General features: G+C 52.9%; 25 protein-coding genes and 1 other annotated feature (1 of these 26 cut by a window edge). Of the genes, 9 read left to right on the plus strand and 16 right to left on the minus strand.

What is annotated here, in order from left to right; genetic code table 11:
* Positions 1–321 precede the first annotated feature (321 nt).
* On the plus strand, positions 322–2,313 hold the full coding sequence (gene pdeR, locus PYW49_RS04375; protein WP_134350532.1) for a cyclic di-GMP phosphodiesterase: 1,992 nt from the start codon (positions 322–324) through the stop codon (positions 2,311–2,313).
* On the opposite strand, the gene PYW49_RS04380 is transcribed toward pdeR, so the two are convergent.
* Positions 2,310–3,179, minus strand: coding sequence for a crotonase/enoyl-CoA hydratase family protein (locus PYW49_RS04380; RefSeq protein WP_134350533.1), 870 nt, complete (start codon positions 3,177–3,179; stop codon positions 2,310–2,312). The genes pdeR and PYW49_RS04380 overlap by 4 nt on opposite strands.
* 194 nt (positions 3,180–3,373) lie before the next feature.
* Here PYW49_RS04380 and PYW49_RS04385 point away from each other — a divergent pair, with 194 nt between their 5' ends.
* The 3 genes from PYW49_RS04385 (at position 3,374) to osmB (ending at position 4,834) form a co-directional block, all read left to right on the plus strand.
* Entirely contained in the window at positions 3,374–3,556 is a 183-nt protein-coding gene (locus tag PYW49_RS04385) for a YciZ family protein (protein WP_134350534.1), read from the plus strand.
* Between the two features lie 43 nt (positions 3,557–3,599).
* A complete protein-coding gene (gene yciT / locus PYW49_RS04390) occupies positions 3,600–4,352 on the plus strand; it encodes a DNA-binding transcriptional regulator YciT (RefSeq protein ID WP_134350535.1) in 753 nt (250 codons plus the stop codon).
* 263 nt (positions 4,353–4,615) lie between these two features.
* A complete protein-coding gene (gene osmB / locus PYW49_RS04395; protein WP_008501216.1) occupies positions 4,616–4,834 on the plus strand; it encodes an osmotically-inducible lipoprotein OsmB in 219 nt (72 codons plus the stop codon).
* A gap of 105 nt (positions 4,835–4,939) precedes the next feature.
* Here osmB and yciH read toward each other — a convergent pair whose 3' ends face one another.
* From yciH to pgpB, 5 genes are all read right to left on the minus strand, one after another.
* Positions 4,940–5,266 carry a stress response translation initiation inhibitor YciH gene (yciH, locus tag PYW49_RS04400; RefSeq protein WP_320385793.1) on the minus strand — a complete coding sequence of 109 codons (327 nt, stop codon included), beginning with the start codon at positions 5,264–5,266 and terminating at the stop codon, positions 4,940–4,942.
* Positions 5,266–6,003, minus strand: a complete 738-nt coding sequence (gene pyrF, locus PYW49_RS04405) for an orotidine-5'-phosphate decarboxylase (RefSeq protein ID WP_320385794.1) — start codon at positions 6,001–6,003, stop codon at positions 5,266–5,268. Before pyrF ends, yciH begins: the two co-directional genes overlap by 1 nt.
* Before the next feature lie 185 nt (positions 6,004–6,188).
* Entirely contained in the window at positions 6,189–7,358 is a 1,170-nt protein-coding gene (lapB, locus tag PYW49_RS04410; RefSeq protein WP_320385795.1) for a lipopolysaccharide assembly protein LapB, read from the minus strand.
* 6 nt (positions 7,359–7,364) lie between these two features.
* The gene (locus PYW49_RS04415; protein ID WP_023312067.1) at positions 7,365–7,673 is read right to left on the minus strand and encodes a LapA family protein; all 309 of its coding nucleotides are present in this window, start codon (positions 7,671–7,673) and stop codon (positions 7,365–7,367) included.
* A gap of 148 nt (positions 7,674–7,821) precedes the next feature.
* Positions 7,822–8,589 (minus strand): phosphatidylglycerophosphatase B, encoded by a 768-nt coding sequence (gene pgpB / locus PYW49_RS04420; protein ID WP_134350537.1) that lies wholly within the window; start codon positions 8,587–8,589, stop codon positions 7,822–7,824.
* 197 nt (positions 8,590–8,786) lie between these two features.
* Here pgpB and ribA point away from each other — a divergent pair, with 197 nt between their 5' ends.
* Positions 8,787–9,377 carry a GTP cyclohydrolase II gene (ribA, locus tag PYW49_RS04425; protein ID WP_134350538.1) on the plus strand — a complete coding sequence of 197 codons (591 nt, stop codon included), beginning with the start codon at positions 8,787–8,789 and terminating at the stop codon, positions 9,375–9,377.
* A 39-nt stretch (positions 9,378–9,416) separates the two neighbouring features.
* On the opposite strand, the gene acnA is transcribed toward ribA, so the two are convergent.
* From acnA to topA, 6 genes are all read right to left on the minus strand, one after another.
* A complete protein-coding gene (gene acnA, locus PYW49_RS04430; protein WP_320385796.1) occupies positions 9,417–12,092 on the minus strand; it encodes an aconitate hydratase AcnA in 2,676 nt (891 codons plus the stop codon).
* Between the two features lie 161 nt (positions 12,093–12,253).
* Positions 12,254–12,352, minus strand: coding sequence for a small membrane protein YmiC (ymiC, locus tag PYW49_RS04435; RefSeq protein WP_407057603.1), 99 nt, complete (start codon positions 12,350–12,352; stop codon positions 12,254–12,256).
* 138 nt (positions 12,353–12,490) lie between these two features.
* Complete coding sequence (locus PYW49_RS04440; RefSeq protein WP_048339061.1) at positions 12,491–12,661, minus strand: hypothetical protein; 171 nt, start codon at positions 12,659–12,661, stop codon at positions 12,491–12,493.
* A 2-nt stretch (positions 12,662–12,663) separates the two neighbouring features.
* Entirely contained in the window at positions 12,664–12,804 is a 141-nt protein-coding gene (locus PYW49_RS04445) for a YmiA family putative membrane protein (protein WP_216689425.1), read from the minus strand.
* A 336-nt stretch (positions 12,805–13,140) separates the two neighbouring features.
* A complete protein-coding gene (cysB, locus tag PYW49_RS04450) occupies positions 13,141–14,115 on the minus strand; it encodes an HTH-type transcriptional regulator CysB (RefSeq protein ID WP_006175683.1) in 975 nt (324 codons plus the stop codon).
* A gap of 187 nt (positions 14,116–14,302) precedes the next feature.
* The gene (gene topA / locus PYW49_RS04455) at positions 14,303–16,900 is read right to left on the minus strand and encodes a type I DNA topoisomerase (RefSeq protein WP_134350540.1); all 2,598 of its coding nucleotides are present in this window, start codon (positions 16,898–16,900) and stop codon (positions 14,303–14,305) included.
* A 399-nt stretch (positions 16,901–17,299) separates the two neighbouring features.
* Between topA and PYW49_RS04460 the strand changes: the two genes are divergently transcribed.
* Positions 17,300–17,551 carry a YciN family protein gene (locus PYW49_RS04460; RefSeq protein ID WP_023312072.1) on the plus strand — a complete coding sequence of 84 codons (252 nt, stop codon included), beginning with the start codon at positions 17,300–17,302 and terminating at the stop codon, positions 17,549–17,551.
* 34 nt (positions 17,552–17,585) lie between these two features.
* On the opposite strand, the gene sohB is transcribed toward PYW49_RS04460, so the two are convergent.
* The gene (sohB, locus tag PYW49_RS04465; RefSeq protein ID WP_320385798.1) at positions 17,586–18,632 is read right to left on the minus strand and encodes a protease SohB; all 1,047 of its coding nucleotides are present in this window, start codon (positions 18,630–18,632) and stop codon (positions 17,586–17,588) included.
* 251 nt (positions 18,633–18,883) lie between these two features.
* Here sohB and PYW49_RS04470 point away from each other — a divergent pair, with 251 nt between their 5' ends.
* A complete protein-coding gene (locus PYW49_RS04470) occupies positions 18,884–19,645 on the plus strand; it encodes a YciK family oxidoreductase (protein ID WP_320385799.1) in 762 nt (253 codons plus the stop codon).
* Positions 19,642–20,232, plus strand: coding sequence for a cob(I)yrinic acid a,c-diamide adenosyltransferase (gene cobO / locus PYW49_RS04475; RefSeq protein ID WP_134350543.1), 591 nt, complete (start codon positions 19,642–19,644; stop codon positions 20,230–20,232). Before PYW49_RS04470 ends, cobO begins: the two co-directional genes overlap by 4 nt.
* 35 nt (positions 20,233–20,267) lie before the next feature.
* Here cobO and rluB read toward each other — a convergent pair whose 3' ends face one another.
* The 3 genes from rluB to rnm all read right to left on the minus strand — a co-directional run bounded on the left by rluB (position 20,268) and on the right by rnm (position 22,750).
* Entirely contained in the window at positions 20,268–21,143 is an 876-nt protein-coding gene (gene rluB / locus PYW49_RS04480) for a 23S rRNA pseudouridine(2605) synthase RluB (protein WP_008502809.1), read from the minus strand.
* Between the two features lie 96 nt (positions 21,144–21,239).
* Positions 21,240–21,860, minus strand: coding sequence for an L-threonylcarbamoyladenylate synthase (locus tag PYW49_RS04485; protein WP_003856793.1), 621 nt, complete (start codon positions 21,858–21,860; stop codon positions 21,240–21,242).
* On the minus strand, positions 21,857–22,750 hold the full coding sequence (gene rnm, locus PYW49_RS04490; protein WP_320385800.1) for an RNase RNM: 894 nt from the start codon (positions 22,748–22,750) through the stop codon (positions 21,857–21,859). Before rnm ends, PYW49_RS04485 begins: the two co-directional genes overlap by 4 nt.
* 127 nt (positions 22,751–22,877) lie before the next feature.
* On the opposite strand from rnm, the gene trpL reads away from it, so the two are divergent.
* The gene (gene trpL / locus PYW49_RS23365) at positions 22,878–22,922 is read left to right on the plus strand and encodes a trp operon leader peptide (RefSeq protein ID WP_106993556.1); all 45 of its coding nucleotides are present in this window, start codon (positions 22,878–22,880) and stop codon (positions 22,920–22,922) included.
* Positions 22,899–22,973: a sequence feature (Trp leader region), on the plus strand (it continues 20 nt past the right edge of the window). It overlaps the preceding gene by 24 nt.

The following is a 22,973-nucleotide window of genomic DNA, read 5'->3' on the forward strand; positions in this document are numbered from 1 at the left end:
AACCTGTTAAATTGTCGGCCACGTCCTTTCCGGAGGGCCGACAATTTTTCTTTTTACCCCCACCACAAAACCATTATTTTTTCTTACTATTTTCCGTTTACCTCCGCCCAAAATCGCCATAATTATCTACAGTAAAAGAGTGTTGTTATATTCGGTTACGTGAATTTTTATACGCTCAGTATCCTTTTTGACCTGACTCGTTTTATTATAAGAAAACAGGGAAAAACAATAAGTTCACTTCGGTTTTGCCGCTGCTTCAAAACGGAAAAGTCGACTGCAAATGAATAATTTGTGCGCTAATGAACAGCGGCGGGAGAAAACGTGATGGACGATCTGGAGCAGAATTTGCTGTTTCGTTACATGGGGACTCACAGCCCCTGGTGGCGCCTGTCAGCTGACAGCAACGCTCTGCATCTTGCCACCAGCGAGAATGCCGATGTGACGCAGGTGGTGGCGCTGGACGATGAACAGGCCGATCTCATCCGTCAGTTAACCGTAATTACGTCCAGTATTTCCATGTCGCTCTCCTTGTACGGGGAAGATGTCCCGGTCCATCTTGTGGGGCGCAAAATCACCCGCAGCGAATGGGCCGGCACCGCTTCCGCCTGGAACGATACGCCCTCCGTGGCACGCGATCTGGCTCAGGGTCTCTCTTTTGCGGAACAGGTTGTCTCAGAGGCCAACTCCGTCATTGTTATTCTCGATCATAACGGCAATATTCAGCGTTTTAACCGGCTGAGCGAAGAGTACACCGGTCTGAAAGAACAGGAAGTGATTGGCCAGAACGTGTTTAAGCTGTTTATGAGCCGCAGCGAAGCGGCAGCCTCAAAGCGTAATATTACCGGCTTCTTCCGCAATGGCAGCTCCTACGAAGTCGAACGCTGGATCAAAACCCGGAAAGGGCAACGGTTGTTTCTGTTCAGAAACAAATTCGTTCACAGCGGCAGCGGTAAAAATGAAATTTTCCTTATTTGTTCCGGAACCGATATTACCGAGGAACGCCGCGCTCAGGAGCGACTACGCGTACTGGCCAATACCGATACCATCACCGGCCTGCCAAACCGCAATGCCATTCATGAACTGATTTCTGATGCCATCGACAACCGCGGCGATACGCAGGTTGGCGTGGTGTATCTCGATCTGGATAACTTTAAAAAGGTCAACGACGCCTACGGGCATATGTTTGGCGATCAGCTGTTACAGGCCGTCGCTCTCGCCATTTTGAGCTGTCTGGATGAGGGCCAGGTGCTGGCGCGACTGGGCGGTGATGAGTTCATCGTCATGGCCACGAATACCTCTCAGGGTTCTCTGGAAGCGATGGCATCACGCATTTTAACCCGTCTTCGCCAGCCGTTCAGAATCGGTCTGATTGAGATTTACACCGGTTGCTCTCTGGGTATTGCCCTCGCTCCGCAACACGGTAATGACCGGGAGAGCGTCATTCGTAACGCCGATACCGCCATGTACACCGCCAAAGAGAACGGTCGCGGCAAGTTCTGCGTCTTCTCACCCGAGATGAACCAGCGTGTGTTTGAATATCTCTGGCTGGATACCAACCTGCGTAAAGCGTTGGATAACGATCAGCTCCTGATCCACTACCAGCCTAAAATAACCTGGCGCGGGGAAATCAGAAGCCTTGAAGCACTGGTCCGCTGGCAATCACCGGAACGCGGTTTGATTCCGCCGCTGGAATTTATCTCGTATGCCGAGGAGTCGGGTCTGATTGTGCCGCTGGGCCGCTGGGTAATGCTCGATGTGGTTCGCCAGGTGGCGAAATGGCGAGACAAGGGGATAAACCTGCGCGTGGCGGTGAACGTCTCTGCGCGACAGCTGGCCGACCAGACTATTTTCAGTGAGTTAAAGCAGGCGCTAAAGGATCTCGATTTTGAATACTGCCCCGTCGACGTTGAATTAACCGAAAGCTGTCTTATTGAGAACGAAGAGCTGGCGCTCTCCGTCATCCAGCAGTTCAGCCGACTCGGGGCGCAAATTCATCTGGACGATTTTGGTACCGGCTACTCTTCCCTCTCCCAGCTAGCCCGTTTCCCAATCGACGCCATTAAACTCGATCAATCCTTTGTCAGGGATATTCATAAGCAGTCAATCTCCCAGTCTCTGGTGCGCGCCATCGTCGCGGTGGCGCAGGCGTTGAACCTGCAGGTGATTGCCGAAGGGGTCGAAAATGCAAAAGAAGACGCCTTTCTGACCAAGAATGGCGTCAACGAACGGCAGGGTTTTCTGTTTGCTAAGCCGATGCCCGCTGCCGCATTCGAGCGATGGCTAAAACGATATCAAGCGCGTAAACAGCGTTAACTGGCTTTACGCAAACCCGCCGCGTGATGGCGGTTTTGCAGCATCACCAGACGCTCCATGTAAGCGATATCTTTCGGCTCCAGGCAGAAAGCAGCATCAACCCAGTCTTCCGTGATGTCCATCAGTTCGCTGCGAGGCAATTGCAGTACGCGCGTACGGGCGCGCAGCATCGCCCTTACGCCATTCAGTTTTGGCTGCAGCGTATCGATGAAGGTTCTGGTGGAGACATAGCTTTGTCCAGGCTCAAACAGGACATCCACCAGCCCGTGCTGTTCATACCATTCAGCCGTATGAGATTCCCCCTTGTAGATGAGTTCCTCCGCCAGTTTCATGCCTGAGCGGCGTGCCACCAGAGAATATCCTCCCATGCCCGGGAAAAGATTGAAGGCTATCTCCGGGAAACCTAAACGCGCATCGCGCTGACCCAGAACGAAATGGTGCGCCAGCGCGGCCTCAAACCCGCCACCTAACGCACTGCCTTCGACCATTGCCAGAGAGATGGCCCCCGTATCAAACCCCCGGGATGCCGCGTGGACGCAATCAACGCAAGCGCGCGCGTACGCCCGCAGCGCTTCCCGACGTCCGTTCTGAATGCACTCGACGAAGAACTGTAAATCCCCGCCCACGTTGTACATCTCAGGAACCAGCGATCCGGTAACCCAAAAATCAACCGCATAACCAGACTGGCGAACCAGCCATGAAAAGTTCATGATCTCCTCGATTAACGCATGGTTGAAGCAAGGACGTGGCTGAGCCCGCAGCATCATCCAGACTGTGCGTCGCTCCGCCTCATAGTACCCTGACAGCTGTGTGAACCGTTCAGTATCGGTAAAGAGTGTGCAGGTTGGCTGATTGATAACGGTCATAGTCTATTTCCTCTTATAAAAAAGCGCGTTGCGCGCAGTTTTAGACTAATCCACTCAATAAACCCGCTATATGAGGGGGAATAAATTTATCACTTCCGTTTATGTAATTTAGTAATTGCATTTTTTCCCTTCTCTTTTGATCCTAATTTCTGCATCATTGAAAATATTAACTTTTCGCGCCTGGGGGTGAGAATATGTCGACTATTGATGCACAAGCTGTAGCACAACGTATTGATACCGTGCTGGATATCCTGGTGGCGGGCGATTATCACTCTGCTATCCGTAATCTCGAGATCCTGAAGTCTGAACTTCTTGCTCAGAATGGCACTGATATGGCACCCGAAAACAGACAGCCAAAAGCGCCGTGGGAAGTTTAACCCCACCGTCTCCGACCTCGTTTCGCTTTATTAAATGGATGCTATGAATTCCCGACAACAACTCATTTTGCAGATGGTCATCGACCAGGGACGCGTAAGCGTAGTCGAGCTTGCTAAAACGACCGGCGTGTCTGAAGTCACAATCCGTCAGGATCTTAATCTGCTGGAAAAACAGAGCTACCTGCGTCGCGCACACGGATATGCTGTCCCGCTGGACAGCGATGACGTTGAGACGCGTATGATGAATAACTACGCGCTCAAACGTGAACTGGCGGAATTTGCCGCCTCTTTAGTGAACAATGGCGAGACGGTCTTTATTGAAAACGGCAGCAGTAATGCCCTTCTGGCGCGGACGCTTGCCGATCAAAAAGACATTACCATCATCACTGTCAGTAGCTATATTGCGCATTTGCTCAAAGAGACGCGCTGCGAGGTCATTCTTCTGGGCGGTATTTACCAGAAAAAAAGTGAAAGCATGGTAGGCCCACTGACCCGCCAGTATGTACAGCAGGTTCATTTCAGTAAGGCCTTTATCGGGATTGACGGCTGGCAGCCTGAGACGGGGTTCACCGGCCGGGATATGATGCGCTCTGACGTCGTGAATGCCGTACTGGAAAAAGAGTGTGAAGCCATTGTGCTCACCGATAGCTCTAAATTCGGCGCTGTTCATCCTTACACGATGGGGCCCGTCTCTCGCTTTAACCGCGTTATTACCGACGAACGTTTAAGCGAAGAGCACCGTAATAAACTGGAAGATGATGGTCTCATCGTCAATATTATTAAAACGACCGCCTGAGCCCTCTCCGCGCCCGAATTTCGGGCGCACACGCCCTTCTTTCTCTGAGATGATTCCTGGTACTTATTTAAGAGTTTTTACCTGTTTAACCCGCCCTAAAGTCGTAAAATTAATGTTAGCGATATAACAGGAAGTGACTATCACCTGCGTGATTACGTAACGCCTGCGCGACCAGCTTTCACGGAGAACAGAATTAAGTATTCGATTCGTCTATACTTAACGTGTACATCTTTCCGTGAATCGATAATTCAGGAGAAAGTATTATGACCTTAACCAGCAAAAAATTAGCCGCCGCTGTTCTGGCAATCACTGTAGCAATGTCCCTGAGCGCATGCTCTAACTGGTCTAAACGTGACCGTAACACCGCGATTGGTGCCGGTGCCGGTGCTCTCGGTGGTGCAGTATTAACGGATGGTAGTACGCTGGGTACATTAGGTGGCGCTGCTGTCGGTGGTATTATCGGTCACCAGGTTGGCAAATAATTATTCAATAAGCCTTCCGCGGTATTGAAATATTTGAACGCATTTCAGGTCTGACATACGCACGTATATAACACGAGCCACGGCATTTGCCGTGGCTCATTTATTTTAGCCGCCCGCCAGTTTGACTTTCATGCCTTTGGCTTCCAGCAGAGATTTTATTAAATCGCGTTTATCACCCTGGATTTCGATAATGCCGTCTTTCACAGCACCGCCGCAGCCACATTTCTTTTTCAACTCGGCCGCCAGCTTTGTCAGCTCCGCATCATCCAGGTCAATTCCGGAGATAAGGCAAACCCCTTTCCCTTTTCGACCACTGGTCTGACGCTGGATCCGAACGATACCATCTCCCTTCGGACGCTCTACTTTCGCCTTCGGTTCGTCTATACACCCGCTATCGGTTGAGTAGACCAGGCGACTGTTGGAATCGGTCATTATGCCCCCTTTTTCAGCGACGCGTTGATAGCCTTAAGCGTCTCTGCCGGGTTGGCAGACTGCGTCACCGGACGCCCGATGACCATGTAGTCAACGCCAGCAGCCAGCGCCTGCTCAGGCGTCATAATACGGCGCTGATCGCCGACTTCACTGCCTGCAGGACGGATCCCCGGGGTGACCAGTTTAAAATCCTGACCCAGCACTGATTTGAAACGTACCGCTTCCTGCGCGGAGCAGACGACGCCATCAAGACCGCAATGCTGCGTCAGACGCGCGAGACGCTCGGCATGCCCTGCAGGTGACAACGTCACGCCGAGGTCACGTAAATCGTTTTCATCCATACTGGTCAACACGGTGACCGCAATCAGCAGTGGCGCATCTTTGCCAAACGGCAGGAGCGCTTCACGGGCAGCCGTCATCATTCTCGCCCCACCCGACGCATGGACGTTGACCATCCATACGCCCAGCTCTGCGGCTGCTGCAACAGCATGCGCCGTGGTATTCGGGATGTCATGGAATTTGAGGTCGAGGAAAACGTCAAAGCCGCGCTGTTGTAGATCGCGAACGATTTGCGGTCCAAACAGCGTGAACATCTCTTTGCCAACTTTCAGACGGCAATCGCGAGGGTCGATACCGTCGACAAACGCCAGTGCTGCGTCACGCTTATTGTAATCAAGCGCAACAACAACAGGAGAATCCGTAACTATGCGGGAAGTGGAGGATGTAACAGACGTCATGACCAGCCCTTTTCGTCTATGGGCGCGCAGCGGCGCGGAACAGATAAACGGCGAGCATTCTACCTGCCGCCGCCGCAAATTGACAGAATCCATTTGCTCTCCTGCCAGACAGGCAAACCGCACGGTGCCAGAAGGTGTTTGAAAGGACAAGTATGTTGTAACTAAAATGAGGTGTTTTAAAAAAATTACTGCCCGTCGAGGCCGCGAATTGGCTTAATGGTGGACCATGCCCGGCATGAAGGGCAATGCCAGTACAGCGTATAAGCGGTAAAACCACACTTCTGGCAGCGATAGCGCGGTTTACTGCGCACCTGCTCGCCAACCATGTCGCGCAGCACCATCAGGCTCTCTTTGGCGCGCCCTTCTTCAGCGTCGTTCAGATGGTAATCCATCAGCTTATGGAATACCCGCATGGTCGGATGGCGTTGCAGCTGCCGGGTAATATAAACCTGCGCGGTGTCGCTCCCCTCATACTGCTCAACCACGTCTGAGAGCATCAGTTCAGCGGTCGCACCGGTATTCTCTTCCACACAACGACGCAGGAATGCCACCCACTCTTCCTGCTTGCCCAGCTGCTGGTAGCAGGTTTGCAGCATTTCCAGCGTTTCACTGACCAGCTCTTTGTCCTGGTCGATAACCCGCAGCAGGCTTTCAACGGCTTTGGCATAATCACCATTCGCCATAAAGACACGCCCCATCATGATGGAGATACGGGCGCTGTTGCGATCCGCGGCGGCGCCTTTCTTCAGCAACGCCATGGCTTTGTCCATGTCGTCATTGCCCATCTGCTGAAGGGCAAGCTCACAGTAGAAATGGGCTATTTCAACGCGCTGCTTATCTTTACCCAGCTTCACCAGTCGTTCAGCCGTATCAATGGCTTTCTGCCAGTCGCTGGTGGCCTGGTAAATCTGCAGCAATTGCTGCAACGCACCGATACGGAAATCCGTTTCATCCACGAGTTGCGAGAACATATCTTCAGCGCGATCGTACAGTCCCGCGGCCATGTAATCGCGCCCCAGTTGCTGCACCGCAAGGAGACGCTGATCGTAGGTCAGCGAGGCGCTTTCCATCAGGGTCTGGTGGATACGGATGGCGCGATCGACCTCACCGCGCGAGCGGAACAGGTTGCCCAGGGTGAGATGCGCTTCAACGGTCCCCGTATCCTCTTTCAGCATGTCGAGGAACAGATCTACCGCTTTGTCCTGCTGATTACTCAGGAGGAAGTTCACCCCCGCAACGTAGTCGCGGGAGAGACGATTGGCCTCATCCTGTTTTGTTTGTTGCGCACTTCTGCGGCCCATATACCAGCCATAGGCTGCGGCGACAGGCAAAAGCAGAAACAACAACTCCAGCATAGTCGATTATTCCTTCACGACCGGCACACCAGAGCTCTCCGGAATGTCGGACGCAGGCGCAATGTTATTTTCAAGTCGTTTGATTTTACGTTCAGCGCGCGCAAGTGAAACACGGACTTTCAACCAGAACAGACCGCAAACTAGCCAGCCAATGGCAAAGCCAGCAGCAAATAAGACCGCCAGCAGGCTCGACACGCGATACTCGCCCTGGGCCAGCAGATAGTTAAACGTCACCTGTTGATCGTTCTGTGCACCCAATGTGACTGAAATGACAAAAATCGCCAATACCAGTAAGAAAATGAGTAAATATTTCACATTACTTCCCGTTATGTGGTTCAAGCGAATAAAGTGTGTTCAACTCACCGCAATCAGTCTTATAAACTACCATTTTAGTGACGGGCGCGAAACGGAAAAAGTAACGCGCCAGCTATGGATTTATGGGCAAAATACGCAATATCAACCGTCAGACGTCGCTTTGCTCCCTTTCGGCTATTTCTTCTTTCTCTTCTGGCGGTGGCGTTAGCGGACCGCAGAATCGTTCAGCAAGCCAGGTCGCCAGCGTGACCAGCAGCCATGAGATCAGCGTAGCGACGACGAGATCCCGAGGCCAGTGCATTCCCAGTAATAAGCGACTGCCCATTACCCCCGTAGCCCAGACCAGTAAAATCGCGATAGTGACCGTCCGACGTCTTGGCCAAAGCAGCCCAACCCCCAGTAACGCCCAGCTGGCCGCAAACATGGTATGACCGGAAGGGAACGCGAACCCCGTCTCTTTTTGCCAATGCTTACGTAAAAATTTCGGGATATCCTGCTGTTCCGAAAGCTGTTCTTTCACCAGCGCACCGCGATCTTTACGCTTTAAATTGTAGAACTCATCCACCGGAACATGATGCGTTTTTTCCAGCCAGACGACAAAAGGACGTGGCTCCTGAACGCGATCTTTAACCCAGGACTTTACGCCCTGACCAATAACAATGGCAGCACCGAGGATCGCAAAAAGCATCAGCGCCGCGCGCAGACGAAAGCGCAGGCACCACAGGAACCAGGCGCAGAGGAGTACGTGGGTTATGATCCCCCACGGCTGGGTAACCGTTTCCGTTATCCAGTATAATGTTTTCAGCCACGTGGCGTTCTGCCCGGGCTGCCACATCCAGCCTGAGACCCATACGGCCAGAGGCATAATCAGTAAAATGGCTGCACCTGCTGCCGTACGTCTGGCAATTGAAAGCATGTCTTCTCCTTTTTTGCTAAGCGCCACAATCATAACTGAAATTTACTCACCGGGTGGATATGTCGGATCGTGCGTTTAACGTTTATATAGCATGGTGCCCATTAGGCGAACGTGCTGAGCTTGTGGCAAAATGAACTGATACAGAAAGCAAAACAGGGCAAAGACACGGAACGTGTCAGCCTACTCTGGAGAATCACATGCAGCTTAAACGTGTGGCAGAAGCCAAACTGCCAACCCCATGGGGCGATTTCCTGATGGTCGGATTTGAAGAACTGGCAACCGGACAGGATCATGTCGCCCTGGTGTATGGCAACATTTCAGGGCAGACGCCGGTACTGTCCCGCGTACATTCCGAGTGTCTTACCGGCGATGCGTTGTTCAGCCTGCGCTGTGATTGCGGTTTCCAGCTGGAAGCGGCCCTTTCTCATATTGCTGAAGAAGGTCGCGGCGTGCTGCTTTATCACCGTCAGGAAGGCCGAAACATTGGTCTGTTGAATAAAATCCGCGCTTACGCGCTTCAGGATCAGGGCTACGATACGGTCGAAGCGAACCATCAACTCGGCTTTGCCGCTGACGAACGTGACTTCACCCTGTGTGCCGATATGTTCAAGCTGCTTGGCGTGGATGAAGTTCGCCTGCTGACCAATAACCCGAAAAAAGTGGAGATCCTGACCGAAGCCGGGATCAATATCGTTGAGCGTGTCCCGCTGATTGTCGGCCGTAACCCGAAAAACGCCCACTATTTAGATACCAAAGCGGCCAAAATGGGCCATCTCCTGAACGAGTAAACGTAAAAAGCCCGGCACGGGTGTGCCGGGCTCGTTTCATCAATCCAGCATCTTACGAATCACATAATGTAAAATGCCATCGTTCTGGTAATAGGTCAGCTCGGTTGCCGTATCAATACGACACCGGCATTCCAGCACCTCTGTCTTCCCGTCAGCTCGCGTTAACTGCACCGGCACCGTTTTACCCGGCTTCAGGTTTTGCAGGCTGCTGATATCAATCTGCTCTTCCCCGGTCAGGCCCAGCGTTTTGCGCGTCACGCCCTGTGGAAACTCAAGCGGCAGGATCCCCATACCGATCAGATTCGAGCGGTGAATACGTTCAAAGGATTCGGCGACAACCACGCGAACGCCAAGCAGACGCGGGCCTTTTGCCGCCCAGTCACGGCTTGAGCCGGAACCGTACTCCTTCCCGGCAATCACCGCCAGCGGCGTTCCTTCCTGCTGATATTTAACGGCCGCATCATAAATCGAAATGACTTCCGTACCCGGCAGATGGCGGGTCATACCCCCTTCTACGCCCGGTACCATTTCGTTACGAATGCGGATGTTGGCAAACGTGCCGCGCATCATAATTTCATGATTGCCACGTCGCGATCCGTAGGAGTTAAAATCACGGCGTTCCACCCCCCGGCTTTGCAAATAGCGTCCTGCCGGGCTATCGGCTTTGATACTCCCCGCCGGAGAGATATGGTCAGTCGTGACAGAATCCCCCAGCATTGCCAGGATGCGCGCGCCGTGGATATCCTTAAGCGGTGCCGGCTCGGCCAGCATCTCATCAAAGAACGGCGACAGACGAATATAGGTCGAGTCATCCTGCCAGTCATAGGTATCCGAACCTGCGACGTTAATCGCTTTCCATTCCGGGGTGCCTTCAAAAACTTCCGCATACTCTTTGCGGAACATTTCGGTCGAGACCTTTTCAACGGCTAACGCGATTTCACGCGATGACGGCCAGATATCTTTCAGATAGACAGGGTCATTCTTGCGATCGTGGCCAATTGGATCGGTCACCAGGTTGATGTTCATGTTCCCTGCCAGGGCATAGGCCACCACCAGCGGCGGCGAGGCGAGCCAGTTGGTTTTTACCAGCGGATGTATGCGCCCTTCAAAGTTTCGGTTACCGGAAAGGACGGCGCCAACCGTCAGATCGCCCTGCTTAATCGCCATTTCAATGGGCTCAGGCAGCGGACCGGAGTTACCGATACAGGTCGTACAGCCATAGCCCACGAGGTTAAAGCCCAGTTCGTCGAGGTACGGTGTCAGCCTGGCCTGAGCAAGGTAATCCGACACCACTTTGGAGCCCGGCGCCAGCGAGGCCTTGACCCACGGCTGAGGTTTCAGCCCAAGCTCTACCGCTTTTTTAGCCAACAAACCGGCCGCCATTAACACACTGGGGTTCGAGGTGTTGGTACAGGAGGTAATGGCGGCAATAACAACCGCTCCATCCGGAAGCTGATACTGATGACCGTTCAGAACATAGTCGATTGGACGGTGGTCTTTCTTCGCCACGTTCACTTCCAGCTCATTGCTGGCGGTAAACGCTTTCGGCACATCAGTCAGCGCAACCCGATCCTGGGGACGTTTAGGCCCGGCAAGGCTCGCCTCGACGCTGCCCATATCGAGTTCGAGCGTGCTGGTGAAGACCGGTTCGTCGCCCGGATTTCGCCACATGCCCTGTGCTTTGGTGTACGCCTCCACCAGCGCCACCTGCTCCTCGCTGCGGCCACTAAGGCGCATATATTCCAGCGTGACATCATCGATCGGGAAAAAGCCGCAGGTTGCACCATATTCCGGAGCCATATTGGCAATGGTGGCGCGGTCGGCCAGCGGCAGCGAATCCAGCCCGTCACCGTAGAACTCAACAAATTTGCCCACTACACCATGCTTACGCAGCATCTGGGTGACGGTGAGCACCAGATCGGTAGCGGTAATGCCTTCAGACAGTTTGCCTGTCAGCTTGAAGCCCACCACATCAGGGATGAGCATGGAGACCGGCTGGCCGAGCATGGCGGCTTCCGCTTCAATACCGCCGACACCCCACCCCAGCACCCCCAGACCGTTGATCATGGTGGTATGGGAGTCCGTGCCCACCAGCGTGTCCGGATAAGCCACCCACTCCTTATCCTGCAATTCGCTCCAGACGGCTTTCCCCAGATATTCCAGGTTCACCTGGTGGCAAATACCGGTACCCGGCGGGACCACGCTAAACCGGCTGAACGCCTGCTGCCCCCACTTCAGAAATACGTAGCGCTCGTGGTTACGTTCCATCTCCAGACGCACATTTTCACCAAAGGCGTCGTCATCACCGAAGTGGTCTACGGTGACGGAGTGGTCAATGACGAGGTCAACGGGGGAAAGAGGATTCACTTTTGCCGTATTCCCCCCGAGACGCTTAACGGCCTCGCGCATCGCGGCTAAATCAACCACGGCAGGAACGCCGGTAAAGTCCTGCATCAGGACCCTTGCCGGGCGGTAGGCGATCTCTCTGTCGGCATGGGCATTCTCAAGCCACCCTGCCAGCGCCTGGATATCTTCAAGCGTGACGGAGTCACCGTCCTGCCAGCGCAAAAGGTTCTCCAGTAAAACTTTCAATGACTTGGGTAAACGCGAAATGTCCCCAAGCGTTCTGGCAGCCAGCGGCAGGCTGTAGTAATGCCAGGTTTTATTTTCTGCCTGTAATGTGTCCTTACTGGCTTCGCGTAGGGTTAACGACATAAGCTCCTCCTTAATCACAGAGATACCCTGACAATCATCAGGGCCGTAATTAAAGATAACACAAGGATGTCGTAACGTTTTGATAACAACCCAAATTGATAAATTTCAGATTGATCCAGAGGGGAGAAACAAAAAACCCCGCCGTAGCGAGGTTTTACAATTTAGTGGAGGGCCAACCAGATGAGCTGACCCCAGAACAGAATCGACACGGTAAAAACGCCGATCCATGACCAGTATTTGTGAGACGTCATGTTATTCATCATAGGGACACCAGGCATTATTTATAAAAAGTTCCGAGGTTTGTCCTCAGTGCTATATTGCTGATGTGTATTTATTAAAGAGTACAAAAGTGCAGAGTCTTTATTCAGACTATTTGCATCATTACGCAATAAACTAAATTATTGTTTTTTAGGTTCGTCTTCTGCGAACACATCAATAAACGCTTGCTGTTGCGGCGTCAGTTTCCAGGACGCAGGCACAACCGTCGCAGGTGCTTTACGCCCTCTGTGGCCGTTGTCACGATGCTGACACATCTGTTTTACCGTTGCTGTACGAACCGTCACTGCCATATTTAACCCCAATATTTCCAGGCCAGGAGAGCAACTGCCACCCAAAACAGGGCGGAGACGAGAAAGACCGCCAGCCAGGCTTTACGCTTGAGCGCAGGATCCCTTTGCGGTTCTTCACTTCCTGAAGGCATTGCTAACCTCATACAATCGATATCGCTTATCATTTAGGACCAAACAATTGGTACAATTAATCATCTGTTGAGATAAATCCTAAAGAAACTTTAGCCGAAAAGCCAGTGAATTTACGCACCGGAACCCAGGAAATATTCATTCTTTTGACCAGAAATAAATAATTGAAAAGAAAAATTTGCGTAGCCGTTAATTAGTTTCTACTTTTGTCGCCAATTCACGACATTATAACCACACCAATTAAAAGGGTACTGACATTATATGGCAGGAAGCGTAGATGAAGATAATTCTAATTTAGCTTTGAGGCGATATTTCGGTATCTTTCCGTGAGGGAAAGATACCGGATGTGATTATTTTGCAGGGAGTTTGATATCTTTAAACATCTCTTCGATATCTTCATTTGAACGTAATGCCACGGCGGTATCAACCACGTCACGCGTTAAATGAGGGGCAAAGCGCTGAATAAAATCATACATATAGCTACGCAGGAAGGTGCTGCGGCGGAACCCAATTTTCGTGGTGCTATGGCTGAAAATATCATGCGCATCAAGGCGCACAAGGTCAGGGTCTGACACTGGATCGACCGCCATGCTGGCAATGACGCCCACTCCCAGGCCAAGCCGGACATAGGTCTTAATAACGTCGGCATCGGTCGCGGTAAAGACAATACGCGGCGTTAAGCCTGCCCGATTAAAAGCCGTATCAAGTTCAGACCGTCCGGTGAAACCAAACGTATACGTCACTAAAGGATATTGTGCCAGCTCTTCGATAGTCACCGACCCCTTGCCCGCCAGGGGGTGATCGGGCGTCACCACAATCGAACGGTTCCAGTGGTAGCATGGAAGCATCACCAGATCGTCATACAGGTGCAGCGCTTCCGTGGCGATAGCAAAGTCCGCGTTGCCCTTCGATACCGCCTCCGCAATTTGCGTTGGCGAGCCCTGATGCATATGCAAAGAGACGCGAGGATAACGCTCGATAAAGCCCTTAATGACGCCCGGCAGCGCATAGCGCGCCTGGGTATGCGTCGTGGCAATATACAGCGAGCCTTTATCCGGCCAGGTATGTTCCCCTGCGACAGACTTAATTGCATCGACTTTAGAGAGGACTTCCCGCGCAATGCGGATGATTTCCTGCCCTGCTGGCGTCACCTGGGTGAGGTGCTTACCGCTGCGGGCAAATATCTGGATACCTAACTCGTCCTCCAGCATACGAACTTGTTTGCTGATGCCCGGCTGTGAGGTATATAACCCCTCGGCGGTGGAAGAGACGTTAAGGTTGTGATTCACCACCTCAACGATATAACGAAGCTGCTGTAATTTCATGCCAGACCATCCGATTTAGCGCACGCGGTCAATCGCTTAAGACGATTTAATAATAAAAAACAGGTTAACTATAACCACTATATCATTTATAGCCTGACTGTATAGTACGGAACAAAAAATAATAACAAGGCAATAAAAAAGGGCCGGAAATCCGGCCCTTTTACAGGTAAGTTACGGTAAGGGAAGATTATTTCTTGCCTTCAACCCATTTGCCATCGACAAAGAAGGCTGACCATCCGGTCGCTTTACCCTCTTTTTCCGCCGCAACATACTGCTGCTTGGTTTTACGGCTAAAACGTACCACGGTTTTGTTACCTTCCGGATCCTGCTGTGGCGCATCGGCCAGATAACGCAGTTTCTCAGGCAGACGATCGCGGAAACGATGCAATTCTTCGACCAGCGGCGCACGCGTTTCACGCGATTTCGGGAAGGTGTTGGCGGCCAGGAAGACACCCGCAGCGCCGTCACGCAGCACGAAGTACGCGTCGGATTTCTCACACGGTAATTCCGGCAGCGGAACCGGATCTTCCTTCGGTGGAGCCACTTCACCGTTACGCAGAATTTTACGTGTGTTTTTACACTCGTCGTTGGTGCACGCCATGTACTTACCGAAACGCCCCATTTTCAGGTGCATTTCAGAACCACACTTCTCGCACTCCACAATCGGGCCGTCATAGCCTTTAATGCGGAACTCACCCTCTTCAATCTCATACCCGTCACACGTTGGGTTATTACCACACACGTGCAGTTTACGTTTTGGATCGATCAGGTAGCTGTCCATTGCCGTGCCGCATTTTTTGCAGCGGCGTTTGGCGCGCAGAGCGTTAGTTTCCGCATCGTCACCTTCCAGCACGTTGAGAACTTCATTCTCAGGCACCAGGTTGATGGTGGTTTTGCAGCGCTCTTTTGGCGACAGCGCGTAGCCGGAGCAACCGAGGAAAACGCCCGTCGTGGCAGTACGGATCCCCATCTTGCGGCCACAGGTTGGGCAATCGATGCTGGTCAGTACCATCTGGTTAGGCAGCATGCCGCCCTCTTCAGGATCTTTCTCCGCTTTTTCAAGCTGGTCGGTAAAGTCGCTAAAGAAGCTATCGAGTACTTTTTTCCATTCCGCCTGATGGCTGGCAACCTGGTCGAGGCTGTCTTCCATTTGCGCGGTGAAATCGTAGTTCATCAACTCGCGGAAGTTCGCTTCCAGACGGTCGGTGACGATCTCACCCATTTTTTCCGCATAGAAACGGCGGTTTTCAACGCGTACGTAGCCACGGTCCTGAATTGTCGAGATGATGGACGCGTAGGTAGACGGACGACCGATACCGCGTTTTTCCAGCTCTTTAACCAGTGAGGCTTCACTGAAACGTGCTGGCGGCTTGGTGAAGTGCTGCGCCGGAACCAGATCGACAAGCGACAACTCGTCACCTTTGTTTACCGCAGGCAGCGTTCTGTCTTCATCGCCTTTACGCAGCGCAGGCATGACTTTCGTCCAGCCGTCGAAACGCAGGATACGACCGCGCGCCTTGAGACGGAAATCGCCCGCACCAACGGTCAGCGTGGTGGAGTCGTACTGCGCTGGCGTCATCTGACACGCTACGAACTGGCGCCAGATCAGCTGATACAGCTTCTGGGCGTCGGCTTCCATATCTTTCAGCGATTCGGCTAACACAGAGACATCAGAAGGACGAATCGCTTCGTGCGCTTCCTGAGAATTCTCTTTGCTGGCGAACTGGTTGGCATTTTCCGGCAGGTATTTCTTACCGAAATTGTCACCAATATAGCCACGCACCATGTTGACCGCGTCCTGGCTCAGGTTAGTTGAGTCAGTACGCATATAGGTGATGTAACCCGCTTCATACAAGCGCTGGGCCATCATCATAGTTTTCTTCACGCCATAGCCCAGACGCGTGCTTGCAGCCTGTTGCAGCGTAGAGGTAATAAACGGCGCACCAGGCTTACTGCTGGTCGGTTTGTCTTCTCGTTCCAGAACCTGGTAGCGTGCTTTTTCAAGCAATGCTACGGCGGCCATAGTCTGGTCGCGGTTTTCTGGACGGAAAGGCTTGTCGTTCTGGTGACTTACCTGCAGCGGCAGAGCGTCACCGCCCGGCGTGGTCACGTTGGCGTCGACTTCCCAGAACTCTTCCGGCACGAAGGCTTTAATTTCGCGTTCACGCTCAACGACGAGACGCACAGCGACGGATTGCACACGGCCTGCGGACAGCCCACGGGCAATCTTCTTCCACAACAGTGGAGAGACCATATAGCCCACAACGCGGTCCATAAAGCGACGCGCCTGCTGTGCGTTTACACGGTCGATATTCAGCTCGCCCGGCTTCTCAAAAGCCTGACGAATCGCATTCTTCGTAATTTCGTTAAACACTACACGGCTGTAGCGTTTGTCATCACCACCGATCACTTCCCGCAGGTGCCACGCAATGGCTTCCCCTTCGCGGTCAAGGTCGGTTGCGAGATAGATGTGGTCTGCTTTTTCAGCAAGCTGCTTCAGCTCGTTAACGACTTTTTCTTTCCCGGGCAGCACTTCATATTGTGCATCCCAGTTATGCCATGGGTTAACACCCATGCGGTTGACAAGCGCGCTACGTTCATCCTTTTTAGGCTTTTTAGCCCCTTTGGTGGAGGTAGAGTCTGCGCTCTTTTTGCTGGCTGAGCCACTGGTCGGCAAATCGCGGATATGACCGACGCTGGACTTAACCACGTAGTCATTACCCAGATACTTATTGATCGTTTTGGCTTTTGCCGGGGACTCAACGATGACGAGAGCTTTACCCATATTCACCTTTACCTAATTTAATTCTTCCAGGAATACGCCGCACGTTGATTTCCCTTCCTCTGACGACGAGCCAATGATATTGCGACTGCGTCAGGAGATATCAACCCCTTTGTCTTACTGAGCGTCAAACAAAAAACGCCCAGGTGATTGAGTTTTCGGGTATTTTTCTCACATCTCGTGTAATTCGTGACGAATTCCAGGTCGAATGTCAAGCAATTCTGTTGCCAGAATGACGAAAGCGCACACTCTACCTGATAAAATTCGTTACGCAACTTTATTAGCATGCAAAAGCAAAACCTGCCAGCCAGGCCCCGTTACCTTAACCCCTCACATTACAGGGAAAATTTGCCCCCAAAGCGCCCTCGGCGTAGACTATTGTCACTGTTTAAGGAGTGGATTATGCAGAATACGACCCAACCTATTGACCGAGCCTCTCTGCTTATTGAAGCAAACAAGCTTATCCGTGACCATGAAGATACACTGGCGGGCATTGAAGCCACCGGCGTAGAGCAGCGTAATGGCGTGCTGATTTTCAGCGGCGAATACTTCCTTGACGAGCAGGGGTTACCAACCCCGAAAAGCACCGCCGTGTTTAACATGTTTAAATACCTGGCACATACGCTTTCAGAGAAATATCACTTGGTCGATTAATGTAAAACGCGAGGCAAATGCCTCGCGTTTTTGTTTACAGCAGCGGTTTTTGTCCGCGTTGTAGCCAGCGGAGCAGCAGGCGGTCCGCACTCTCTGCCGCACTGTTGGTAAAGCGGTCAAGCAGTCGCTTACGCTGGGTAAAGCGTACACCAACCAGCTCCCGACCTTCCATCAGGTTGAGCAGCAGGTCGTCGCTGGTCCCGACTTCATCCACCAGCCCTTTTTCCTGAGCCTGAACCCCATACCAGTGCTCACCTGTCGCGACCTGTTCGATATCGAGCGTCGGGCGCATCCGGTGCACAAAGTCTTTAAAGAGGTGATGCGTTTCGTTGAGGTCTTCACGGAATTTTTGACGCCCTTCTTCCGTATTTTCCCCCAGCAGCGTCAGGGTGCGTTTGTACTGACCCGCCGTGTGAAGTTCGATATCAATCTCTTTATTTTTCAGGAAGCGGTTAAAATTCGGTATTTGTGCGACCACGCCGATTGAGCCAATAATAGAGAACGGCGCGGCAACAATTTTGTCCGCCACGCAGGCCATCATATAGCCCCCGCTCGCCGCCACTTTATCCACGGCAACGGTCAACGGGATCTGTTTTTCACGCAGGCGCTGCAACTGTGAGGCGGCCAGCCCATAGCCATGAACCACACCGCCGGGGCTTTCAAGACGCACGACAACCTGATCCTGCGGTGTCGCCACGGACAGAACGGCGGTGACCTCTTCCCGCAGAGAGGACACTTCATGCGCATCCATACTGCCTTTAAAATCGAGCACATAGACGCGTGGCGTCACCTTATCCTGTGGGGCATTGAGCTTCGCTTTTGCCTTTGCCGCTTTGGCTTCCTGTTTATACTTTTTCTTCTGCGCTTTCAGCCACAGTTTGTGTTGATGACTATCAAGCAGCGCCAGAGACATCTCTTCCTGCATCTCTTTATACTGCTCGCTCAGGCGGGTAATGCGTAACTCCCCACGCTGACGCTTGCGCTGCGTCAGGTTGACAATCAGAACGGCAATCACCGCAATGGCAATCACCACCGTCGCGATTTTGGCCAAAAACAACCCATATTGAGAAAGTAATTCCACGCGTTCCACCTTGATTTAACCACGAATCTTTCACGGCAGTGTACAACAGCCCTGTCCATGCGTCTTGCTCGTGACATTACCTCTGCGAGCCGCCTTCAGGAATCCCCGTTGTGTAGTTTAAATATTTGCAAATTGTTAATTTTACAGTAATGCGTCCTGTAGACTGATTGAATTCTCATGCTAATTCGGGCATAAAGCCGAAAAGTCATCATGAAGGCGTCACTGCGTTACCGGGCGTCTGAGGAGTCACCGTGCATTATCAACCGCAAAAAAATCTGCTGCAAAACCGGATCATTCTTGTCACCGGTGCCAGCGATGGGATTGGCCGCGAGGCAGCCCTGACATACGCCGAGTACGGCGCGAACGTTATTCTGATGGGACGCAACGAAGAAAAACTGAAAAACGTCGCTCAGGAGATTGAAGCCGCCTGCGGCACGCCGGCCCCGTGGTATACGCTCGATTTACTTACCTGCACGCCCGCGGAGTGCCAGGAATTAGCCCGGCGCATCAGCGCCCATTATCCACGGCTCGACGGCGTGCTGCATAACGCTGGTTTGCTTGGAGAGGTGCGCCCGATGGATGAACAGGACCCTGAACTCTGGCAGCAGGTGATGCAGGTCAACGTCAACGGCACGTTTTTCCTCACACAGGCATTGCTTCCTTTATTACTTAATTCCGAGTCAGGGTCCCTGGTCTTTACCTCCTCCAGCGTCGGCCGTGAAGGACGCGCAAACTGGGGAGCTTATGCCGTATCAAAATTCGCGACCGAAGGCATGATGCAGGTGCTGGCGGAGGAGTATCAGAGCCGCCATCTTCGCGTGAACTGCATTAACCCAGGCGGTACGCGCACCAAAATGCGCGCCAGCGCGTTCCCGAGCGAAGATCCGCAGAAACTCAAAACCCCGGCAGACATTATGCCGCTCTATCTCTGGCTGATGGGCGATGACAGCCGCCGCAAAACCGGGATGACCTTTGACGCCCAGCCGGGCCGTAAACCAGGAATTTCGCAATGAGTGAAGAACGTCATCAGCAGCGCCAGCAGCGTCTGAAAGAACAGGTCGATGCACGCGTCGCGGCAGCGCAGGACGAGCGTGGGATCGTCATCGTGTTTACCGGCAACGGCAAAGGGAAAACCACCGCCGCGTTTGGTACCGCCACACGCGCGGTCGGGCATGGGCAGAAAGTCGGCGTTATCCAGTTTATCAAAGGCGAATGGCCCAACGGCGAGCGAAATTTACTTGAGCCTCACGGCGTTGAGTTTCAGGTGATGGCAACTGGATTTACGTGGAATACGCAGAACCGGGAAACCGATACCGCAGCCTGTCTCGCCGTCTGGGAGCACGCCAAAAGAATGCTGGCCGATCCCTCTCTTAATATGGTTCTGCTGGATGAGCTCACGTATATGGTCGCCTACGACTATCTACCGCTGGAAGCCGTGCTGACTGCCCTGCAGAGCCGCCCTGCACACCAGACGGTTATCGTCACAGGACGCGGGTGTCATCGAGATATTCTGGCGCTGGCAGATACCGTTAGCGAGCTGCGTCCGGTTAAACATGCCTTTGATGCGGGTATCAAAGCGCAAATCGGGATTGATTACTAAAAAAAAGCCCGGTCAATAAGACCGGGCTTCTGTTTTTAACCGTTGTTATTACGGCTGCCGGAGCGGCGGTTGCTGCTCACCTGGCTGTGACGCTTCACCGCGCGACGGATCTGATTCGCCTTCATTCGACGACGATCTTTCTCCACAGCCACTTTAGAGGTGGTTTCTGGCGTCAGGCCAACCAGCTCGCGCAGATAGTTGGTTTGCGTCAGATCCAGTTCGGTATAGCCACCACGCGGCAAACCTTTTGGCAGCAGAATGTCGCCGTAGCGTACGCGGATCAGACGGCTAACCTGGACGCCAACTGCTTCCCAAAGACGACGCACCTCGCGGTTACGGCCTTCGGTCAACGTCACGTTGTACCACTGGTTAATACCTTCCCCACCGGTAAATTTGATGGTTTTGAACGCCGCAGGACCGTCTTCCAGCTGAACGCCGCGCGACAGATCGCGCAGTTTATTCTCATCAACCTGGCCAAATACACGCACGGCGTATTCGCGTTCCACTTCACGGCTTGGGTGCATCAGACGGTTTGCCAGTTCACCATCGGTGGTAAACAGCAGCAGACCGCAGGTGTTCACGTCCAGACGACCTACGGCAATCCAGCGAGCGCCACGCAGTTTAGGCAGACGGTCAAACACCGTCGGACGACCTTCCGGGTCGTTGCGGGTGCACAGCTCACCTTCCGGCTTGTAGTAAGCCAGCACGCGGCAGATCTGCTCAGCGGATTCTTTCACGGAGATAAGATGACCGTCGATGCGGATCTTCAGCCCCGGTACGATTTCAACGCGGTCACCCAGCGTGGCGATTTTACCGTCCACACTCACGCGGCCCGCTTCAATAATGGCTTCGATTTCACGGCGTGAACCGTGGCCGGCGCGCGCCAGCACTTTCTGTAACTTCTCGCTCATTGAGCTTCCTCAGGTGTCGCCTTCACAGGCGTCGAATCAGGTCAAAACAGGGTCGGGCCCTGCTTTGATGGCCGCGTAGTATATCTGCTTATACCTTTACAAGAAAGGCTTTACATCGCCCACGCCTTCACGAATCACTTCCGGGGCGTCTTCGGTTAAGTCGACGACGGTGGTCGGCTGCTGGCCGAGATAGCCGCCGTGAATAATCAGCTCTACCACCTTCTCCAGACGATCTTTGATCTCTTCCGGATCGGACTCGGTAAACTCACTTCCCGGCAGCATCAACGAGGTAGAGAGCATCGGTTCGCCGAGGGTTTCCAGCAGCGCCTGAGCAATCGGGTTCGACGGCACGCGCATGCCGATGGTTTTACGTTTTTCCTGCAACAGACGGCGCGGCACTTCCTTTGTCCCTTTCAGGATGAAGGTGTAATTACCCGGCGTGTTGTTTTTAATCAGGCGAAACGCCACGTTATCGACATAAGCGTAGGTCGACAGCTCTGAGAGATCGCGACACATCAGGGTAAAGTTATGGCCGTCCGGCAACTGGCGAATACGGCAAATGCGTTCCATCGCGCCTTTATCTTCAATTTTGCAGCCCAGCGCGTAGCCTGAATCGGTCGGGTAGACAATCACACCGCCTTTGCGGACGATCTCCACGGCCTGGTTAATCAGACGTGGCTGCGGGTTATCCGGATGGATATAGAAAAACTGACTCATACTTCCCTCTCTTCAATTTGCTGCGGCTGTTCCCAGAGCTGCCAGACCGGCTCGACGCCAGCGGGCAGCCAGAGCTTGCGCCCCAGTTCAATCCAGGCGCAGGGCTGATGGAAATCAGACCCTTGTGACCCAAGCAGGCCAAACTGGCGGGCATAGGTCGCGAGCTGTGCGCGCTCATTGGGCGCCTGCTGACACTGGGCGACTTCCATCGCCTCACCGCCACATTCGGCAAAGTGTGCCAACAGTCTTTTCAGCCATTTAGCAGAAAGATTATACCGTCCCGGATGGGCCAGCACGGCCTTACCGCCAGAATGATGAATGACATCAATAGCTTGTTTTATTGTACACCACTGTGGCGGAACGTATCCGGTTTTCCCCCGTGCCAGATACTTTTTAAAGACGTCCGCCATGGTCGTTGCTTTACCCGCTTCAACCAGAAAACGGGCGAAATGACCGCGAGTAACAGCCCCGCCGTTCGCCAGCTTTTGCGCACCTTCCAGCGCGCCCGGAATATGCGCCTTTTCCAGACGCTCACCGATCATCTCGGCGCGCTGATTGCGGCGCGTTTTTTGTTCTTGCAAAAAGGCACGAAGTGCCGGATGTTCTATATCGATATTCAGGCCAACAATATGAATTTCGTGGTTTTCCCAGAGGGTTGATATCTCGACGCCGGGTATCAGATTCAGCGTCAGCCCGCTGCGGGCAATTTCGGCGCGCGCCGCCGGAATGGCATCTGTCGTATCGTGATCGGTTATCGCCAGCGTACCGACGCGCATTTCAACGGCGCGATGGACCAGAGCTTCGGGTGTCAGCAGGCCGTCAGAGGCCTGAGTATGGCTGTGTAAATCATAAATAATGGCGTAGGTGGTATCGCTCAAAGCACTTCCCATAACAGGTTGGAGACATCCGAAACCACTATGATACCGACTTACGTTGAAATTCTGAAATCAAGGGTTGACAATACGCCATCGAACTAGTTAACTAGTACGAAAGTTCACACGAGAAAGGTATCTGAAAATGACAGCACATTTCACTCTGCACGGTTGGTGGCGTACTTCCTGATCTTCGGGCAGTGTCACACGTCTGCGAAATGCAAACAGATACCCAGCCCGC

Source organism: Enterobacter chinensis, assembly GCF_034008295.1.
GTDB lineage: Bacteria > Pseudomonadota > Gammaproteobacteria > Enterobacterales > Enterobacteriaceae > Enterobacter > Enterobacter chinensis.

What these genes read in the sequence shown, in the direction of transcription:
- PYW49_RS04380 (WP_134350533.1), bottom strand. Translation starts at nt 3,179, where the DNA reads ATGACCGTTATCAATCAGCCAACCTGCACACTCTTTACCGATACTGAA.
- PYW49_RS04485 (WP_003856793.1), bottom strand. Translation starts at nt 21,860, where the DNA reads ATGAGTCAGTTTTTCTATATCCATCCGGATAACCCGCAGCCACGTCTG.
- PYW49_RS04440 (WP_048339061.1), bottom strand. Translation starts at nt 12,661, where the DNA reads ATGGCAGTGACGGTTCGTACAGCAACGGTAAAACAGATGTGTCAGCAT.
- osmB (WP_008501216.1), top strand. Translation starts at nt 4,616, where the DNA reads ATGACCTTAACCAGCAAAAAATTAGCCGCCGCTGTTCTGGCAATCACT.
- pgpB (WP_134350537.1), bottom strand. Translation starts at nt 8,589, where the DNA reads ATGCTTTCAATTGCCAGACGTACGGCAGCAGGTGCAGCCATTTTACTG.
- PYW49_RS04385 (WP_134350534.1), top strand. Translation starts at nt 3,374, where the DNA reads ATGTCGACTATTGATGCACAAGCTGTAGCACAACGTATTGATACCGTG.
- rluB (WP_008502809.1), bottom strand. Translation starts at nt 21,143, where the DNA reads ATGAGCGAGAAGTTACAGAAAGTGCTGGCGCGCGCCGGCCACGGTTCA.
- PYW49_RS04445 (WP_216689425.1), bottom strand. Translation starts at nt 12,804, where the DNA reads ATGAGGTTAGCAATGCCTTCAGGAAGTGAAGAACCGCAAAGGGATCCT.
- PYW49_RS04460 (WP_023312072.1), top strand. Translation starts at nt 17,300, where the DNA reads ATGCAGAATACGACCCAACCTATTGACCGAGCCTCTCTGCTTATTGAA.
- yciH (WP_320385793.1), bottom strand. Translation starts at nt 5,266, where the DNA reads ATGACCGATTCCAACAGTCGCCTGGTCTACTCAACCGATAGCGGGTGT.
- cysB (WP_006175683.1), bottom strand. Translation starts at nt 14,115, where the DNA reads ATGAAATTACAGCAGCTTCGTTATATCGTTGAGGTGGTGAATCACAAC.
- ymiC (WP_407057603.1), bottom strand. Translation starts at nt 12,352, where the DNA reads ATGAATAACATGACGTCTCACAAATACTGGTCATGGATCGGCGTTTTT.
- rnm (WP_320385800.1), bottom strand. Translation starts at nt 22,750, where the DNA reads ATGGGAAGTGCTTTGAGCGATACCACCTACGCCATTATTTATGATTTA.
- topA (WP_134350540.1), bottom strand. Translation starts at nt 16,900, where the DNA reads ATGGGTAAAGCTCTCGTCATCGTTGAGTCCCCGGCAAAAGCCAAAACG.
- pyrF (WP_320385794.1), bottom strand. Translation starts at nt 6,003, where the DNA reads ATGACGTCTGTTACATCCTCCACTTCCCGCATAGTTACGGATTCTCCT.
- acnA (WP_320385796.1), bottom strand. Translation starts at nt 12,092, where the DNA reads ATGTCGTTAACCCTACGCGAAGCCAGTAAGGACACATTACAGGCAGAA.
- cobO (WP_134350543.1), top strand. Translation starts at nt 19,642, where the DNA reads ATGAGTGAAGAACGTCATCAGCAGCGCCAGCAGCGTCTGAAAGAACAG.
- ribA (WP_134350538.1), top strand. Translation starts at nt 8,787, where the DNA reads ATGCAGCTTAAACGTGTGGCAGAAGCCAAACTGCCAACCCCATGGGGC.
- yciT (WP_134350535.1), top strand. Translation starts at nt 3,600, where the DNA reads ATGAATTCCCGACAACAACTCATTTTGCAGATGGTCATCGACCAGGGA.
- lapB (WP_320385795.1), bottom strand. Translation starts at nt 7,358, where the DNA reads ATGCTGGAGTTGTTGTTTCTGCTTTTGCCTGTCGCCGCAGCCTATGGC.